The organism is Treponema sp. R80B11-R83G3 (assembly GCF_054786115.1).
On record NZ_BDHF01000603.1, the window covers coordinates 1 to 16,514 of the forward strand.

Genomic DNA, 16,514 nt, shown 5'->3' on the forward strand with positions numbered 1-16,514 from the left:
TTTCCCAATCCCAAAACACAGCGGAAAATTCGGCAAAAGTCGGCATTTCCTTTGGTCCCGGAAGTAGCTTCCCTTTCCTGTTCAACAAATTGCAATAATTCCTTGCCGCCGTCTTATTGCTCTGTCCGGTAGTCCAGGGACCTAACCGTTTCCCCTCTCCGTCATAAGCATAGTAATAGACCACTGTTTTCCCCGAAGGAACAACCCTTGTAAACAAAGTAAAATCGTTGTGCATAGCAAAACTCCTATTTTTTTGAAAATTGATGTCATACCTGATAACACGAATTTTCAAGCGTTTTAGGCGTACCGAACCAGCAACGCTAATTCTTTACAGGGTATAGATTTATCACAGAGTAAAACCGCTGACAACTGTTGTTTAGTGCAATTTCAACAATGTTACCAGCATTGGGAAACGCGTTTTTTCCGGATGCGCCAATCTTGCCGAGATAATCATTGCCCCCGGCAACACTGCTTTCTCTGTGGAAAACTGCGTCATATACAATAAGAATAAAACGACGCTGATTACATACGCGTTGAATAAACAGGGCGCGTTTGCCATACCTACAGGCGTTACCAGCATTGAGGATTCCGCTTTTGACGGTTGCGTCGGTCTTACCGGCGTAACCATACCTAATGGCGTTACCAGCATTGGGGAAAGGGCTTTTACCGGATGTATCGGCCTTACCAACGTAATCATACCGAACAGCGTTACTATCATCGGGAACAGCGCCTTTGAGAACTGCGAAAATCTTAACAGCATAAGCATGGGAAGCGGCCTTCTCGTTATTAATAACAGGGCTTTTATTGTTTGCACCAGACTTTCCAGCATAACCATACCGCCCAGCGTTATTACCATCGGGGATCAGGCTTTTGATAGATGTACCGGCCTTACTGGCGCTCTTACCATACCGGACAACGTTACCAGCATTGGGGATTTCGCTTTTAGCGATTGCGATGGCCTTACCAGCGTAACCATAGGGAGCAGCGTTACCAGCATTGGATTTGCCGCTTTCGAGGGATGCGACTTTACCAGCGTAACCATACCCGCCAGCGTTACCAGCTTTAAGAATCTCGTTTTTCGTTTTTGTAGCCGCCTTACCAGCGTAACGTTTGCGGCAGGAAGCGACATCGCAAACGATAAATTTGGAAGTGGTGTCTTTCCCGAAGGAAGCAATGGGGCTGGAGGAGAAAGCTTAAGGAGCGCCTACTTAGCTGCAAGCCCCAAAGCGGGGACATACACGAGGCCAAGCGGCGGCAGTACGTGGACGAAACAATAACGAAAGAAAAGAGGAAGAAGGTTTAGCGTGGCTTTGTAAGAGGAACGTTTCTTCATTTCATCCTCCTAGTGTCAACTTTACACCAGGACACGACACTTTTTTCTTATTTAGAGTATGTCACGATTCATTTTATTACGCAACTAGACAAGCGAAAAGGTTCTTCTGAAACATAGAAATTCTTACGACACTACCGGAATTCGGTAACAGCAACTTTGCGTCGCCATTACCTGCTCGCCGCCCACACCATCTGACCACTAAAACACATTAAAAAAAGTACCGCCGTAAACAACATTATCCATGTGTTTTAGTGGTCAGACCGCTAATTACCGCCTGACCACCTAAATGCGAAATTATGATAACGGCGGCGGTTAAGGGTGGCGAGGATTTTTTTAGGGTTTGATGCTCATTCATTGTTTCTACTTTTTTATAGTTCTTTACTAGGCATACATCTTTAACTCTCTATAAATTAAAAATCATGCTATAGGGAGTGTCGCCGAATTGTCAGCGACACTATCGAAAAGCAGTGTCAGGCACGTTTACGTTTACTATAGTAATTTTAAAAAATCTTCTAACTCTATTCCTGCTTGAAGTAATATACTTTTTAGTGTTCCTTTCGCCACAGTATCATGCATTGGAATAATTGCTACACGATGTCCATTGGAATATTTTGCATGGCTTCCTTTTTGACTTTTGTATACAAACCCTTTTTTTGATAATGCTGAAATAATATCATTGGGCTTGAGAATTGGGTATTTACCGGCCATTATATTGCCATTTCTAATCTGGTTATAAGAACCTGCTCATTTTGAAGAAAATCCAATTCTTCTTTATTTGTTTCATCTTCATAATAAAGCGTAATTGCCTCTTTCAAGTTCATAATTGCCTCATCTATCGTTTTACCCTGCGAAGCTATATTATTTTCAAGACAAGTTGCAACAACCCAATCTTCTTCCTGTTCTATCTTTATTGTACCCTTAAAAGTCATTTTTCCTCCAAAATTCCATATTTAGAGAATATTATACTTTTTTAAGTAAGTCAACAATCTCAAAAAAGTGACTGTCAGCAATCTCTTGACGACGCTATGAAATTTGGGTGATAGGCACCACTGCGTCCCCCTTACTGCATCTGCCACACTGAACTATCACCGCTGCCACTCACCTTCGTATACGTTCCCGGCGTTCCGTTGGTTGCGTCCGTTGCGTAAAATTTGTCACGCAAGTCACCGGGAAATGGATTAATAGAACTAAACGTACTCGAAGGAATCGTGCCTTGAAACGTTACGCTGGTAAGTCCGCTGCAGTCGTAAAAAGCGTAATTCCCAATGCTGTTAACGTTTGAGGGTATGGTTATGCTGGTAAGCCCGCTACAGCCCCAAAAAGCGCCAATCTTAATACTGGTAACGCTTGAGGGTATGGTTATACTGGTAAGACCACTGCATTCGTTAAAAGCGTAATTCTCAATGCTGGTTACGCTATTAGGCATTGTTACGCCGGTAAGTTTGCTGCATCCGCTAAAACAGTTAGTCGATATATTATTTGTTGTACTGCCGGAAAGATCAAGATTGACGTATTTGTTACTGTTTTTCAACACCCAGCCGTAATTACCGGGATAACCGCTAGTGCCACTTATATTATTTATTAATTTGACATCATAGGGGTTTGTTGCGGTATTGTCAGGTTGGTCGTTTAACCATGTTTCAAAAGCGACAACGCTGGTAAAACCAGTTTCAGGATCACCGCCATAGAAAAAAATATCCGCTGTTTGCGGCGAGCCGCTTATGGCATAACCTGATTTTGCAACCGCCACATTCAAAGTTCCACTTGCAGTAAAGCCACTAATAGGCAAGGTGTACGGATTGGAGCCTGAGAGCGTCCCTTTGGTTACGCCTGACACATTGCTTAATGTGATGTCGGTTGCTGAAAGTCCGGTAATTGCCGTGCTGAAGGTCAGCGTCAATTGTGTTGTTGTCTGCGTTGAGAAGCCGTTCGCGGTTATGGTGTTAAGGGTAACTGGAACAGCCGCAGTCGCAATCGCCGCGCTTACGCTTGCCGTACCGGCGTTGTAATTATCATTGGAAGCGGAGCGGGCGTAGACATAGTAAGTTGTGCCAGAAGTTAGTCCGCTAAATGTCGTGCCACTCTGCCATCCTGATTCGGGAGTTGTGCTGTTTGACGTGCTGATTGCGTATTCTATGCTTTGTCCTGTAGGCGTTGCCAAATTTACCGCGTTAACGGTAATGCTACTACTTGTGGGCGAGCCGCTTACGGTTGGCGCACCGACTGCCGCGCCTGCGCCTTTGGCTATAACGATAGAAAGCGCCTTTATGCCGATTCCCGCCGTATTAGTCGCCCTAACGGTGAAATTAAATGTCCCTGCCGCTGTCGGCGTTCCTGAAATTACGCCCGTTGCCTCCGCAAGGTTCAAGCCTGTCGGCAATGTTCCGCTGTCAACGCTCCACGTGATCGGCGTGGTTCCCGTTGCAGATAAGGATTGACTATAAGTCGTTCCTACCGTACCGCCTGGTAATGACGTTGTGGTGATTGTGGGTGCGGTACCGACAGGACCTCCGTCTCCATTAGGCCGCACAAGCCGGAAGCCGTTATAGCTGTTCCGGTAGAACGGGCCGCCGTTGGGCCGGTACGCGGAACGTAGGACCCCGGCCGTATCGTTCCAGCTCCCGCCGCGTAACACGCGGTTAGTGCCTGTAACTGGTCCAGTGGGATTGTCCGCAGGGTTATTAGAATATGCGTCATACCAGTCCCAACACCACTCATACACGTTCCCGTGCATATCGTACAATTCCCACGCGTTTGCGGGTTTCAATCCCACCTGATGCGTCTTGCTTCCACTGTTGCTTGTATACCACCCCGTATTGTCGTTTATCGTAGCCCCTGTGTTGTAAGTGGTCGTCGTCCCCGCACGGCACGCATATTCCCACTGTGCCTCGGTTGGCAAACGATATCCGTTAGAACCTGAAATTATCTCTACTGCGTCCCATGTTGTGTTACTGCTTGTTGGCACCGTCCCCCATGCCGAAGGATCGGTACTCCCACTAATACGGTACGCAGGGCTTAATCCTTCCATCACACTCAATTTGTTGCAGAATACCAAAGCGTCATACCAATTTACCATCTCAACAGGCAATTTGCCGGGCGTTCCGCTTTCCCCCGTTACGGCTGTCTTGAAATTACTAGGATTGCTCTCCATCACCGCCTGATACTGCTCCTGCGTTATCTGATACTTGCTCATAGAAAATCCACTCAATGTTACAGAATGTTCAGGTGTCGCAACATCCGTTTGCCCCATCATAAATGTTCCGGCGGGTATCGAGACCATATCAATCCCTATGCTTGGTAATGGAACAGCAGTCGCAATCCCCGCGCTGATGTTTGCCGTACCGGCGTTGTAATTATCATTGGAAGCGGAGCGGGCGTAGACATAGTATGTTGTATTGAAAATTAGTCCGGTAAAGGTTGTGCTGCTCTGATATGGGGATAAACCCGTTCCGTTACTCGCCGTGCTGATTGCGTATTCTATGTTTTGTCCAGTAGCCGTTTGCAGGTTTACCTCATTAACGGTAATGCTGTTGGTGGTGGGCGTGCCGTTGACAGTGGGTTTGGTTACATCCGAACCTGCGGCTTTGGTTATTGCGAACGTGACGTTTCCCACCAAAGTCAGCGTGTAATTATCCCCCGCCGACAGCGTGCCGAGCGTAAAGGGATATGTTCCCACGTTCGTACCTGTGTAGGCTAATGTTCCTGAGAAACTGTTGCCTGAAAGTAACGCTTCGCTCGGCGTATAGGTAAATGTTGGATCAACCGTGCCGTACACCTTGCTTTGCCCACTGGTTGGGGTAATGGTAATGGATTTTTTGCTGACGACAAAGCTGACGGCAAATCCCGCAGTAATGCTGTTGCCACCTGAAACAGTAACGGTTGCGGTATATGTTCCCGCCGCAAGCCCGGTATTAGGTCTGACGGTAAAGGTATCGGTTCCTGACGCGGCTATATTGGTAATCGATGTTTTTGAAAGCGTGAAACTGTCGGAATTTGCCCCCGACAACGCGATTGTTAGACTTCCTGTCGGTTGGTTGCCCGTGTTGGTAATAGTTATCGAATGTGAAGTTTGTGCGCCGTAGCCATAGACCGCCTGAGTAAACGTGTATATCCCATCATGTGAAAGTGAAATACCGTAGGTTGGATCGGGTCCGTTCACAGTAAAGCTGACATTAAAGTTAGCTGAAATGCCGTTGCCGCCTGAAACAGTAACAATAGCGGTATATGTTCCCACTGCAAGTTCGGTATTGGGTACGACGGTAAATGTATCGGTTCCGTCCACAGCTATATCGGTTATCGATGTTTTTGAAAGCGTGAAACTGCCGGGATTTGTCCCCGACAGAGCGATACCAAGAGTGCCGGTCGCCTGATCGCCGATGTTTGTAACAGTTACCGTATACGCGGCTTGCGCGGTATAACCGACAGTCGCGGGGGCGAACACGTGTGTCTCGGTCTCGGAAAGCGAAACGCCTGTAACGGGGACGGTTGCGGCGATTACCGTCAAATTATTGGTAGACGCATTACGTCCTCCTACCGACACCACAACGGGCTGTCCGTTATACGCTAATGTAAGCGCCTCGTCATGCGCCGGAACTGTCGATATATTGTAAGAACCAAAATTATTGTACGCCACTTCTTCCGGCGAACCGGTATCAAATGTTAGAACTACGGCAAGGCCGGAAAGGTTAAGCGCCTCTCCTTCGGTGTATGTTAATTCTTCCGGCTGTGATTTTATCGTTATTCCTGTAATATTCCTTGCAAGCGTTTTTGCGAATGTGTGCGACAGCGTAACCGTCGTTCCGGTGTTGTCGCTTATGCTCGCGCCATCCCCGTTGACAGTCGCGGCGGCCAATCTCGTGAAGGTATAGCCGGTATGCGCCGTCAGCGTAACTGTCGCCGTGTATACGGTTTCGCCCTTGAACGGATTGTCATCAGGAGACCACGAAACCGCACCGGTTGCGTACTTGCCGACATCTTCGAGGCTAGGGCTTGCGACAGTGTTCGGCACGCCGTTTTTAGCCGGACCGGTTACGGTAATGGCGGCGCTGGTGATAATCTCTACATCGGTTTCGCCGCCCCCCGTATTGCCTTCAACTATGTTAATTAAAAAATCCTGAGTATAATCTTTTCCTTCCACTATGCCGTTTGGTATTATCGCTCTTATTATAACTTGTCCAATTGCCACAGCGTTTAAAATATTTCCGCTTATGCTCGCTCCTGTAGTTCCCGCGTCTTTGACAGACCAAACAATATTTTTATTACTGGCAAAAGCCGGTCTAACTGTTCCTGTAAGCATAAGAGGCGTTCCCGCCGTACCCGTTTCCGGCACTCCCTCAATAGACGCTACTTCTATATGAAACGGATCAGGCCCGCACCCCATCATCGCAAAAAATAAAACCGCGAATAACAGCCCTAACCGCCCCATGCCTTTAATACTCATTTTCTCCTCCATTACTAATTTCTCATTCCTAATTGCTCACTGCTCACTGCTCACTCCTAATTGCTAATTGCTAATTGCTATTTAAAACACCCATCCCGCTCCGATCTGCGGTCGCAGAAAGCCCGAATTGCTATTTCCATTCATTGAATGGGCAAACCCAACACCCGCTTCCACGTACAGCCGTTTCCATGCAAACCAAAGAAAAGAAGCCTCAACATTTATTTGGGGTATTAACACTCCCGTTGTGTACGAATAATCTTCGACGTTTATTTCACCTACTTGAAAGGTAAGAGCGAATCCCGCTTTTAAGGTAACAGCCATCTTAGGGTTGGGAAGCTTCTTTTGCGCTACAAAATTAAAACCGGTTACCCCTGTTTGTATGCCGATATTATCGCCGCCCAGAGAATTGTTAAGCGCATACCATGACGTTGAAAGTTCAATGCCGGGGCTGAACCATTGCAATTTATTGAAGAGAGCGCCGAAACGGACAGACGCGCCGGCGGCGTAAAATTCACTTCTGAAAATTTCCTGTAGTCTTCCGTAGAGGGGAATTAACGGACTCCATGCCGCACCCGCATACAAATTAATAAAGTTTCCGGTTTTGCCTCCCACTGTTATTATTGAATCACCAGAATTATTAATAACAATCTCATTAACTCCCGGCACTATCTGTTCATTATCATAAGGATGAAGAACGTAACTTCCGTCATCCGCTTTTTGCACTTCAAACGAAACGATTGGGGCGGGTTTTATTTCGACGTTTACCCAGTCCGACGCTTCGCCGGGCTGTTCAAGGTAATCGTAGGGAATTACGCGGTAACGGTATTTTCCCACGGGAAGGGAAACCTGAATGTTTGGCTTTTCGGTAAATTCACGTATATGCGTTTTGTATTTGCCACCTTCGTTTTTTTCTATTTCAATTTCATATTTAAGGGCATATTCGTCCCCTATCCACTCAATTTCTTGCACATAACGCTGTTCAACGACATAGCGTCCGTCATCGCTTGGCGGCTGCTGCGACTGCCGCGCTTGCGCCCACAGGGGCCGGTTAAATAAAAACAACGCCGTTAAAAAAACAAAAAGTAAAATTCTGTTTGTCATTGTTTAACCTCTTGCCCTTTAATTATCTTTACAGGCCCCACTGCGGGAATGTCCACGACAAAACGGCTTTCCGCGGGATCGCCGCGCCGTTCAATTACATTGTCCTTCCCCACATTGACGGCTTCCACCTTCCATACAAAAGTTCCCCGCCCAAGCGTCTTTATTTCCGTTGTCCATGAAGTGCGGTTCTCAGGCCCCATCTGTGCAACTTGCAGTCTTGCAGTTCCGGTCTCCTGATAAATCGTAAACAGGTAGGCGTTAGCCCCCGGCACCGCCGACCATCTAAAATTGATGTTCCCCTTTTTTGCCTCATCTATGCCGACACTGTATCCATCTGCTGGCTGGCGGTCTTGCGGAGAAGGCAGACGGGAAACGGGTTCAGTCGCGGGAGCCGGCACATACACTATCTTTGGTTCCGGCGCGGGTGCCGGCACATATACAATCTTAATTTCCGGCGCCGGAGTTGGAACGGACGCCGGCTGTGAAGCAGACACGGACTGCGAGGCAGACGGAAACTGCAAAGCGGACGCAAGCGGCTGTTCTTCAATTTGAGCTAAAACTTGTGGCGTTTGCGGTTCCCCGCTTTTGACAATGCGGAAAGCTGACGGGCGCGGGGCGGCAACGCCGTCGGAGTTTTCGCCGGTTTGAGAAAAGACGGGCGTTACCCGCCAGTACCAGATTCCTTCCCCAAGGCTTGAATCAGAAAAAGAAACCGCAGCCGTCTGCTTTTTTATAATGGGGTTTCTGAATTCGGGAGTGGCGTCCACTTCCAAAACGTAATGAGAAACGCCGTCGGCCTGCGACCACTGGTAATACAGTTTTGGCGGTTCGGCCTCATAAAAAAACTGCCTGTTTCTAGCGGGGCTTAACAGTTCAACGCCTTTGGCGTCCGCTATGGTGAAGCGCCCCGAATCCAAAACGTCCCCGTTAAACGTCAGCCGCCAGCTCCACAGCCCGGCGTTCAAAGCCGCCCGCGCCGAATCGTTGAGCCCGTCAAGCGCGCGGACGTTGCGGCTGAAAGACTGATCTTCCGCTATTTCAAGGCGCAGAGTTTCATCAGGCTGGAGATTTATTCTGTTCCATGAAAAAGCAACGTTAATCGGCCCGCCCACGCTTTTTCGGTAAAGCGCGTTGGGTTTCGGCTGAGTGACAAAAACCGATGGAGCGGAACGGAGCGAGCCGCCTGAGTCCATCGCTATCGCAGCCCCCGCGTCAATTTCGCGCTCGACAGAGCCGCCGTTTTGATTATCTTCCGCGATTACAGCTTGGCCTTCGCTGACTTGCAGGGCCATGCCGTTATCCGTGGCGGCGGCGTTAAGGGCGGTTCCCGGTTTGGCTTCAACTTTTTTGCCCATAATGTTCAAGGCGACGTTCCCGCCTTCCGCCGCAGTTACAAGCCCTATGCTGCCAGAGGTAAGCTCAATTTGAAACTGCCCCGTCTCTTTGTCGTACCTCAGGCGCAAAAGCGTATTTTCATTCAAAGCGATATCATTGCCGCCAACGTGAAGGCTTGCTTCGGAATTGTCCCCCACGCGGATCACGTCATTGGAATACACGGGCGATTCTTTAACCAGCCGGTCCCATATCACCATGTCCGACATCCGGCGCTGTACGGTATTTCTTTTTATCGTGACGCTCCCGATGGGGGTTTTATTCTTGCCGTTGAGGGTTTGAAACAAATCCGTCCAAAACAGGTTGACGCTGTACGCCGCGCCGGAAAGGCAGAGCAGGGTGACAAGAAAATCTATAAACCGAAATTTGCCGTTTGGCTTTTTATTGGCGCCCATTTCATTTGCCGCCAATCTTGTATTTAACTTCTTCGGCGTTGACGTCCGCCTTTGACACGTCCGTCTCCTTAATCCCCAAGCGTTTCCGCACGTCGGCGAGGCTCATGGGATCCGAAGCGTCGGGGGTTTTATTCAGCGCGGCAAAATTAAAATTTACGACCGCGAAGAGCCGCACCGGCTTTTCTTTTCCTTTAACCGTCACGGAGGGCATTTCCTCCGTGATGAAATATTTCTTCACCAAATTCCACGTGTTCTCGGTTATAAGGATGTCGGTGCCGAGCGGCTTGTTAAGAGCCTCAACGCGGGAAGCGAGATTGACGGGATCGCCTATGACGGTGTATTCCATGCGCAGGTCGGAGCCTATCTGCCCCGCGGTGACGACGCCCGTGTTTATGCCGCAGCCTATGCGGATGGGCGGCGCGCCCATGTTTTCCTCTTTGCGGTTCCTGTTCATTTTAATGAGCGTTTCCCTCATCATCAGCGCCGCCTTGACGCAGTTAAACGCGTCTTCCTGCGGGGTTCCGGCGGTGAAGGCGGTCCCCCAATGCGCCATTACCGCGTCGCCGATAAATTTGTCGATGATGCCGTTTGTCTTCTCGACGCAGCAGACCATGTTTGACAAATATTCGTTAAGCCAGAAAACGATGCGGTCGGAAGCCTCTTTGCCGAAAACCTTCACAAAGTTTTCCGATTTTTCGGTAAAGCCGCGTATGTCCGAAAAAAAGATCGTCGCGCGCTTGGACAGGCCGCCCGGCTTAATCTGCCCGCGCATGGCCTGGACCGCGATGTCGCGGTTCGTGAACTTGCCGAAAATATTTAACGCCGAACACATCTTTCCAAAACTGGAAGTCAGCAGGCCTATTTCGTCGTTGCTCGCCGGAGTCAGCTCAATATTAAAAATGCCGCCCTCGATGGAGCGCGCCGCGCCGGCGAGGGTTTTAAGCGGCACGGAAATGCTTTTGGCGAAAAACCAGACGCACAATACCGAGAGGAACAGTATCGCGGCGGTCAGGTAGATGTTGCGCCGCGTGGTCGCGTTTATGCCTTCGAAGACTTTGTCGTATTCGATTGCGGTGATTACGGCGCTTCCCGCCGTATTAAGCCGCGTGTAGGCGAGATAGTAACGCGCTTTTTTGCTTTCGCTCCGCGTATCGTTTTTTCCGATTTTTTCCAGCAGTCGGGAAAACGGCGATGACGGGGGCGGACCATCCAGCGCGGACTGAACGTCAAGTTCGGCTAACATCTGTTTGCTGTTATCGGGGCTGTTGAATATCTGCCTGATAATTTCCTGTTTGGACAGATTAACCTGGGTTTTTACCCTTTCTATGTCGGCGTCCGCGATAACGTCGCCGTCAGCGTTTATGAGGTATGACTTGTTAACGCCCATGCCGAAGCTTTCGTTAAGGTTTTCGGTCGAGAACAGGACGCACCCGCTTCCCGCCCGCATTGGGAAAAACATCGCCGCGAGATACGTCGAGCCTTGCGTATTAAACAGGGGCGAGGCGTTGACAAGGGCAGTCTGCCCAAGCGCGGCGTTCTCAAGCGTTTTCCCGCTGCCGGCGCGGAAATCGTCCGCAAGTTTCGTATCAATTCCCCGCGAAAGAAAAAATTGCCCGTTGGCGAATGCCCTGTTCGTCCACGCCGCCGGTTCTGCTGAAGCGTAAAAAATAGCCGCGATCTGCGGGTTCTGCGCGAAGAAATAATCCGCTTCTTCCTGTATCGCGTCCCCGCGCCTCGCGAGGGCCGCCGCGCGCGCGAATGACAGGGAGAGCAGGCGCATTTTTTCCAGCGTCTGCTCGGTTTCGGCTGCCGCGCGCCGGTTCACCTCGAAGTTGTTCTCTTCCGCGGACACTTTAAGGTCTTCCCGCACCAGCCACGACACCAGCGCGGTTATTGAACCGAGGGAGGCCAATACGATTATTGAGATGATGATTATCAGCTTTGCCCCGATGGGAAAACGTACCCTAAAGCCCTCGCGCCTTTCTATAAATTTTTTGTCCTTGTTCATTCTATAAAATCCGCCCTTTTATGGTGAATTTTCCACTTTCTCTATTAATTTTAAAAATTGTCAGGTAATTTTTCATGCGTGGTTCCACTTAGTTTTGAGGAAAAAATGCAAATAAATTGAAAAAAAAGCGGGGAAAGGGGGATTTTAATGCGGTACAGCGTACTTAGTTGATTTTACTGTGGTTTTTGTCCATTAACTTATCGTGATTTATCAAGCCCAGATTACTTACCTATGCAGGTTTGCTCATAGGTTTAACTGGTGTAATTATGCTCATTTGTAAGCCAAGGGCTGTTATGAGTTTTTGTATGGTTGCAAATTCGGGGTTGCCGTTTTCAGAAAGGGTTTTATAAAGTCCTTGACGGGTTATTCCCATTTTTGCGGCAAGGTCGGTCATGTTGCGAGCACGGGCGACATCGGATAAGGCGCGGGTGATTTCAGGGATGTTTCCGCTTTCAAATGCCGCTTTTAAATATTCGGAAATATATTCCTCGTTCTCCATATGTTCAGTTACATCCCATTTCTTGAGTTTTAAAGCCATTATTTATACCTCCTGAGCAAGTGCGGCTGCCTTTTTAATGTCCGCTTGCTGATTACGTTTATCGCCTCCACAAAGTAGAATTATTAACTTATTATTTCTGATGACGTAGTAGAGCCGGTATCCGGGACCATAATCAATCCTCATGGTACGGACATCTCCGGTTTCAGTCTTCCAATCGCCGAAGTTACCATGCTTTGCATGATCAATTCGTTTATCTATACGGGCTTTGGCTCTTTCGTCATTTAAAGAGGCAAACCATTTTGTATAGACTTCGGTTTCATAAACCTGATATTCGGCAATCATTGAATTTTAACAACCTGTTATAAATAGTAAACTATAGTTGACAACAAGTCAAGAGTGAAATTAAAGAAAAATAATGCCTGTCACTGTCATCCGACGCGTCCTCTCTGTCGAAAAGTGGAGCTAGTCGCTAAAGTGTGAACCCTGTGGAATTTGGATGTCAGACACTGTTGCGTTTACTTTGAATAATAAAGAGAGGTACCGCCCCCGGCGACAAAGGTACCGTTGCCAAAGGCGATGGTGCCGATATTGGGGCCGTTGAATTCGGAACCCAATGTTATGGCTGTCCATTTTGTGCCATTTGCCGAAGCCGCCATACCGCCTTTTGTGTAGACTTTATCACCTCCGGCGGCGATAAACTTGTTGTTGCCATAAGCGATGGCGCTGATGGAGACTATTGCATTTTGCGTTACGGCTGTCCAGTTTGTGCCGTCAGTCGATATCGCTACTTTGCTGACACGGTCAGAGACGTTGTCATAGCCCCCGGCGACAAACGTGCCGTTGCCAAAAGTGATGGCTCTGATTTCAGTTTCGCCAAATGTGCTGTCCCCTACGGCTGTCCAGTCTATGCCGTCAGTCGATGTTACTATTTTGCCGACATAGACAGTTTCGCCGTCAGGATAGGTGGTATCAAGGCCCACGGCGACAAACATTCCGTTGCCAAAGGCGATGGCGTTTTTATAGTATGGTAGGTTGTTGTCCTCTACTTTTGTCCATGTTGCGCCATTGTTAGTAGAATACGCTATTCCGACCCTGCCCACGGCGACAAAGGTACTGTTGCCATAGGCGATGGCGTTGATACTGCTGTTGGTATTGCTGCCGAATGTGCTGTCCTCTACGGCTGTCCATGTTGCGCCGTTGTCAGAAGAATACGCCATTTTGCCGTAATCACCCCCGGCGACAAAGGTACCGTTACCATAACCGATGGAGATGATTGCTGTTGTGAATTTGGTGTCCGCTACGGCTTTCCAGTTTACGCCATCAGTCGATGTAGCTATTTTGCCACCGTCTTGGCCATAGCCCACGGCGACAAACGTGTTGTTGCCATAAGCGATGCTCGTGACCGCCACCGAACCCAAATAGTTTTGCGGCCTCGTAAATATGTCTTGCGTTGCCTTTTTCCAGTTCTCGCCGCCGCCACCGCCACCGCCGCCGTCATCGTCTCCGCAGGCCGCCATTGAAAACCCAATTATCACTACAAGGGCGATAACGGCTAAAATGCTTCGCATTTTAGCTTGGAGTTTTGCTGACGCAAAACTCCCTAAATTTGTTTTCAAGTTTTTCATAGAAAACTCCTTATGTTGATATACACTTTCTATGAAAGTGTTTTATAAGCTATAGGTAGTGTCGCCAATTTCTTGACGACACTTGCCACCCTTCGGGTGGCTTTAAATTTGGGAGTCACCCTGCGTTACCCGGATTAGAATGATACCGAATAAGTTATGTTTCCCATAAGAGACTTGCCGTCAGAGGCCGGCAATACCATCAGCGAAAGATGGTTTAACGGATTGTCGTTGATTGCTTGCGCATGGCCTCCAGCCCGCATCATTTTAGCTTGACCCGATCCCCGTATATACCCGTAAATCATACCGCCAAGAAACAAACCCATACCACCCAATGCCATCCCCATTCCAATTTCATTATTGACACTCATTACTGGGCCTGATAAAGCTGCCACAAGAATGCCGCCTACCATAGTCCCAGCCGTTATGCCTCCGCCAAGATAGTCCTTGTTTAACCACGACCACAGGCCAAACAGCGTATTCATAAAGCCGGCAAATATTGGTATGTCGGTTATAACAGCGCCTGAGGATGACGCTCCGCCTGCGTCCATAAGGTTTAATTGAAAGCCGTAACCCAAGTTAAACGTCCCGATAAGTGGAATGTCCAAACCCGTATTGGACGCTTCCTGAGCGAAAACACCTCCTGCAACAAGAATAGCAAGAGCCAAAACAAAAAATACTCGTTTCTTCATAATGATGAAACTCCTTTTGTGATTTCCGCCTTTAGCGGTTTATCACGCTTTTTCCCGCCTTTCTTGGCGGTTATTTTCTTCCAACGGAAGGACAAATTACTCTATTAATTTTAAGAATTGTTAGATAGTTTTGTCATGCGTGGTTCCACTTAGTTTTGAGGAAAAAATGCAAAAAAAGGGGCTGTTTTAGCCTGTTCGTGCCGTGAATTGTTGCCAAATCAGGCAATTTTTAGTATACTATAGGTGTAATGGAAAAGGAAAAAGACAGAGTGAGGTTTATATGTTAGCGACTATTCAAAAATTGGAAGATACTCAAGCGATTTGCTTGCCTGAAATTTTCCTAAAAGAATTGTTTCTACAGGAAAATGACCAAATTGACATAACAGCGGAAAATGGCGCTATAATCATCAGAAAAACGGCACGGAAACGCCGCGCAGTAAAAAGCCTCGCGGAACGCTTTGAAGGATATACCGGTAACTATCAGTGTTTCGAGGCTGATACCGGAAAACCTGTCGGTCTAGAGGCCTGGTAATGGCATATCAGCCAAAGCAAGGCGACATCATTGTAATTGATTTTGATCCGCAAGCGGGACATGAACAAAAAGGAAGACGGCCTTGTGTAGTTGTGAGCAACGATCAATTGAAAAGAAAGGTATCAAATTACTCTTTTAATCCCCAGCGCAATCCCATACCCTGCGAAAGCCGTTATAAGGCGGTCGATTATGTTGACGGGAATCCGTGACAGTATTTCCGCCAGAACCGCAGGAATATTTTTGCCGAACATGGTGGCGGTTAAATCCGCCGTAGACACCTGTTTTCCAGAAAGGGTAGGGTTTATGCTTTGAATAAAAGCGGCAATGACGCCGCCTAAAACGCTTATGACAAGGCATAGGCAGAAGGAAAGGAGGATAAGGGCGATCATCAGGTTAATCGCTTCAGCCAGTCGGCTTGATGTTTTTTGGCTTGTTTTAGGCGGTCTTTCGGACAGGTTTAATTCTTTGGGAAAAAAGCGGATAAAGAGCCACGTTACCAGAGCAGTAGCCATGTTGCAGATAGCAAACAGATAGCCTTCCCAACCTGAAAAATAGAGCGTAGACCCGATTATGTTGGTTAACGCTCCGGTCAATAAGCCCCAAAAAAGCCCGCCCGCCAGAGTGAGGCTTACTGTCAGAATCGTGTCCAGATAGAGGGGAAGCCCCGCCCGTCTTGCGAGTACGTGGATGGCGATATTTAAAAATGCCCCCGCAAGACAAAGAACCGACAATATAACCGTTTTACGCATGCCTCATTGTATCATAATTTTACAAATTGAAAAACAACACAAAATCCCTTACAGTAATGATATGCCGTTTGAATTCGCTGAAAACGCCGCAGCCTTACCGGGCGAACTTGGAATGTATATCCGTCTGGTGTGGCTCTTCGTTTTTATCATTACTATCCTCATGCTATGCCTTTGTTATCTTTTTATTTCCATGCGCCGCGCCGACGAGCGAGAAGCCCAAAGCCGCGCCTTTTCCCATTTGGCGATTGAAGGGCTGGAAGCGGAACGGCGGCGGGTTTCCCGCGAACTCCACGATACGGTCCTTCCATTGGTCAGGGACGATGAAGTGTCCGCCCTTATCCGCTCCATCTGCATGGAATTGATGCCGCCCGATTTTACCCGTCTTTCCCTTAATGATTCTCTTACGGAACTTTGCCTGCAATTTATCAAGCGTACCGGAATTGAGTGCGCCTGTTCGATAGAGGACGGTCTTTCATTTTCGGCTTACAGGCCGGAAGACCAACTGCACATATACCGCATGGTTCAGGAATCTTTTACCAATATCGAAAAACATTCGAAGGCGGGGCAGGCGGTTCTGGTCGTCCGACGTACAGCGGAAAATATTTTGATTTGCGTATCCGATGACGGCATAGGCATACGAAGCATACCAAGTATATTTGCTACGGGCAGTGGTTTGGGCATAAAGAGCATCCGCCAAAGGGCGGCTATTTTGGGGGCAAAAATTGATTTTATCAGCGAAAGCGGCAATGGG

At 48.2% G+C, this 16,514-nt stretch carries 15 protein-coding genes and 1 pseudogene; 4 read left to right on the forward strand and 12 right to left on the reverse strand.

Annotated features, from left to right (window positions below):
• A pseudogene (locus ACYVRH_RS15190) lies at positions 1–235 on the reverse strand (tyrosine-type recombinase/integrase); the annotation flags it as partial.
• A gap of 244 nt (positions 236–479) precedes the next feature.
• Here ACYVRH_RS15190 and ACYVRH_RS15195 point away from each other — a divergent pair.
• Entirely contained in the window at positions 480–1,277 is a 798-nt protein-coding gene (locus ACYVRH_RS15195) for a leucine-rich repeat domain-containing protein (RefSeq protein WP_461257683.1), read from the forward strand.
• A gap of 545 nt (positions 1,278–1,822) precedes the next feature.
• Here the strand turns inward: ACYVRH_RS15195 and ACYVRH_RS15200 are convergent.
• The 10 genes from ACYVRH_RS15200 to ACYVRH_RS15245 form a co-directional block, all read right to left on the reverse strand.
• Positions 1,823–2,041 (reverse strand): type II toxin-antitoxin system HicA family toxin, encoded by a 219-nt coding sequence (locus ACYVRH_RS15200; protein ID WP_461257684.1) that lies wholly within the window; start codon positions 2,039–2,041, stop codon positions 1,823–1,825.
• Positions 2,041–2,262 carry a type II toxin-antitoxin system HicB family antitoxin gene (locus ACYVRH_RS15205; RefSeq protein ID WP_461257685.1) on the reverse strand — a complete coding sequence of 74 codons (222 nt, stop codon included), beginning with the start codon at positions 2,260–2,262 and terminating at the stop codon, positions 2,041–2,043. The genes ACYVRH_RS15200 and ACYVRH_RS15205 overlap by 1 nt, the downstream gene beginning before the upstream one ends.
• Positions 2,263–2,393: 131 nt before the next feature.
• Positions 2,394–6,773, reverse strand: a complete 4,380-nt coding sequence (locus ACYVRH_RS15210; protein WP_461257686.1) for an SUMF1/EgtB/PvdO family nonheme iron enzyme — start codon at positions 6,771–6,773, stop codon at positions 2,394–2,396.
• A gap of 81 nt (positions 6,774–6,854) precedes the next feature.
• The gene (locus tag ACYVRH_RS15215; protein ID WP_461257687.1) at positions 6,855–7,874 is read right to left on the reverse strand and encodes a hypothetical protein; all 1,020 of its coding nucleotides are present in this window, start codon (positions 7,872–7,874) and stop codon (positions 6,855–6,857) included.
• Positions 7,871–9,661 (reverse strand): FecR domain-containing protein, encoded by a 1,791-nt coding sequence (locus tag ACYVRH_RS15220; protein WP_461257688.1) that lies wholly within the window; start codon positions 9,659–9,661, stop codon positions 7,871–7,873. The genes ACYVRH_RS15215 and ACYVRH_RS15220 overlap by 4 nt, the downstream gene beginning before the upstream one ends.
• A 1-nt stretch (position 9,662) precedes the next feature.
• Positions 9,663–11,669 (reverse strand): adenylate/guanylate cyclase domain-containing protein, encoded by a 2,007-nt coding sequence (locus ACYVRH_RS15225; RefSeq protein ID WP_461257689.1) that lies wholly within the window; start codon positions 11,667–11,669, stop codon positions 9,663–9,665.
• Positions 11,670–11,898: 229 nt separating this feature from the next.
• Positions 11,899–12,207, reverse strand: a complete 309-nt coding sequence (locus ACYVRH_RS15230; RefSeq protein WP_461257690.1) for an addiction module antidote protein — start codon at positions 12,205–12,207, stop codon at positions 11,899–11,901.
• Positions 12,208–12,210: 3 nt separating this feature from the next.
• Positions 12,211–12,510: a type II toxin-antitoxin system RelE/ParE family toxin gene (locus tag ACYVRH_RS15235; protein WP_461257691.1), complete on the reverse strand. Its 300-nt coding sequence runs from the start codon at positions 12,508–12,510 to the stop codon at positions 12,211–12,213.
• A gap of 173 nt (positions 12,511–12,683) precedes the next feature.
• Positions 12,684–13,793 carry a hypothetical protein gene (locus ACYVRH_RS15240; protein WP_461257692.1) on the reverse strand — a complete coding sequence of 370 codons (1,110 nt, stop codon included), beginning with the start codon at positions 13,791–13,793 and terminating at the stop codon, positions 12,684–12,686.
• 134 nt (positions 13,794–13,927) lie between these two features.
• Positions 13,928–14,482: a hypothetical protein gene (locus ACYVRH_RS15245; RefSeq protein WP_461257693.1), complete on the reverse strand. Its 555-nt coding sequence runs from the start codon at positions 14,480–14,482 to the stop codon at positions 13,928–13,930.
• Between the two features lie 280 nt (positions 14,483–14,762).
• Between ACYVRH_RS15245 and ACYVRH_RS15250 the strand changes: the two genes are divergently transcribed.
• The gene (locus ACYVRH_RS15250; RefSeq protein ID WP_461257694.1) at positions 14,763–15,014 is read left to right on the forward strand and encodes an AbrB/MazE/SpoVT family DNA-binding domain-containing protein; all 252 of its coding nucleotides are present in this window, start codon (positions 14,763–14,765) and stop codon (positions 15,012–15,014) included.
• Positions 15,014–15,223: a type II toxin-antitoxin system PemK/MazF family toxin gene (locus ACYVRH_RS15255; RefSeq protein ID WP_461257695.1), complete on the forward strand. Its 210-nt coding sequence runs from the start codon at positions 15,014–15,016 to the stop codon at positions 15,221–15,223. Before ACYVRH_RS15250 ends, ACYVRH_RS15255 begins: the two co-directional genes overlap by 1 nt.
• Here ACYVRH_RS15255 and ACYVRH_RS15260 read toward each other — a convergent pair.
• Positions 15,137–15,763 carry a hypothetical protein gene (locus ACYVRH_RS15260; RefSeq protein WP_461257696.1) on the reverse strand — a complete coding sequence of 209 codons (627 nt, stop codon included), beginning with the start codon at positions 15,761–15,763 and terminating at the stop codon, positions 15,137–15,139. The genes ACYVRH_RS15255 and ACYVRH_RS15260 overlap by 87 nt on opposite strands.
• A 61-nt stretch (positions 15,764–15,824) precedes the next feature.
• Here ACYVRH_RS15260 and ACYVRH_RS15265 point away from each other — a divergent pair.
• A partial coding sequence (locus ACYVRH_RS15265) for a sensor histidine kinase (protein ID WP_461257697.1) occupies positions 15,825–16,514 on the forward strand: 690 nt, incomplete at its 3' end.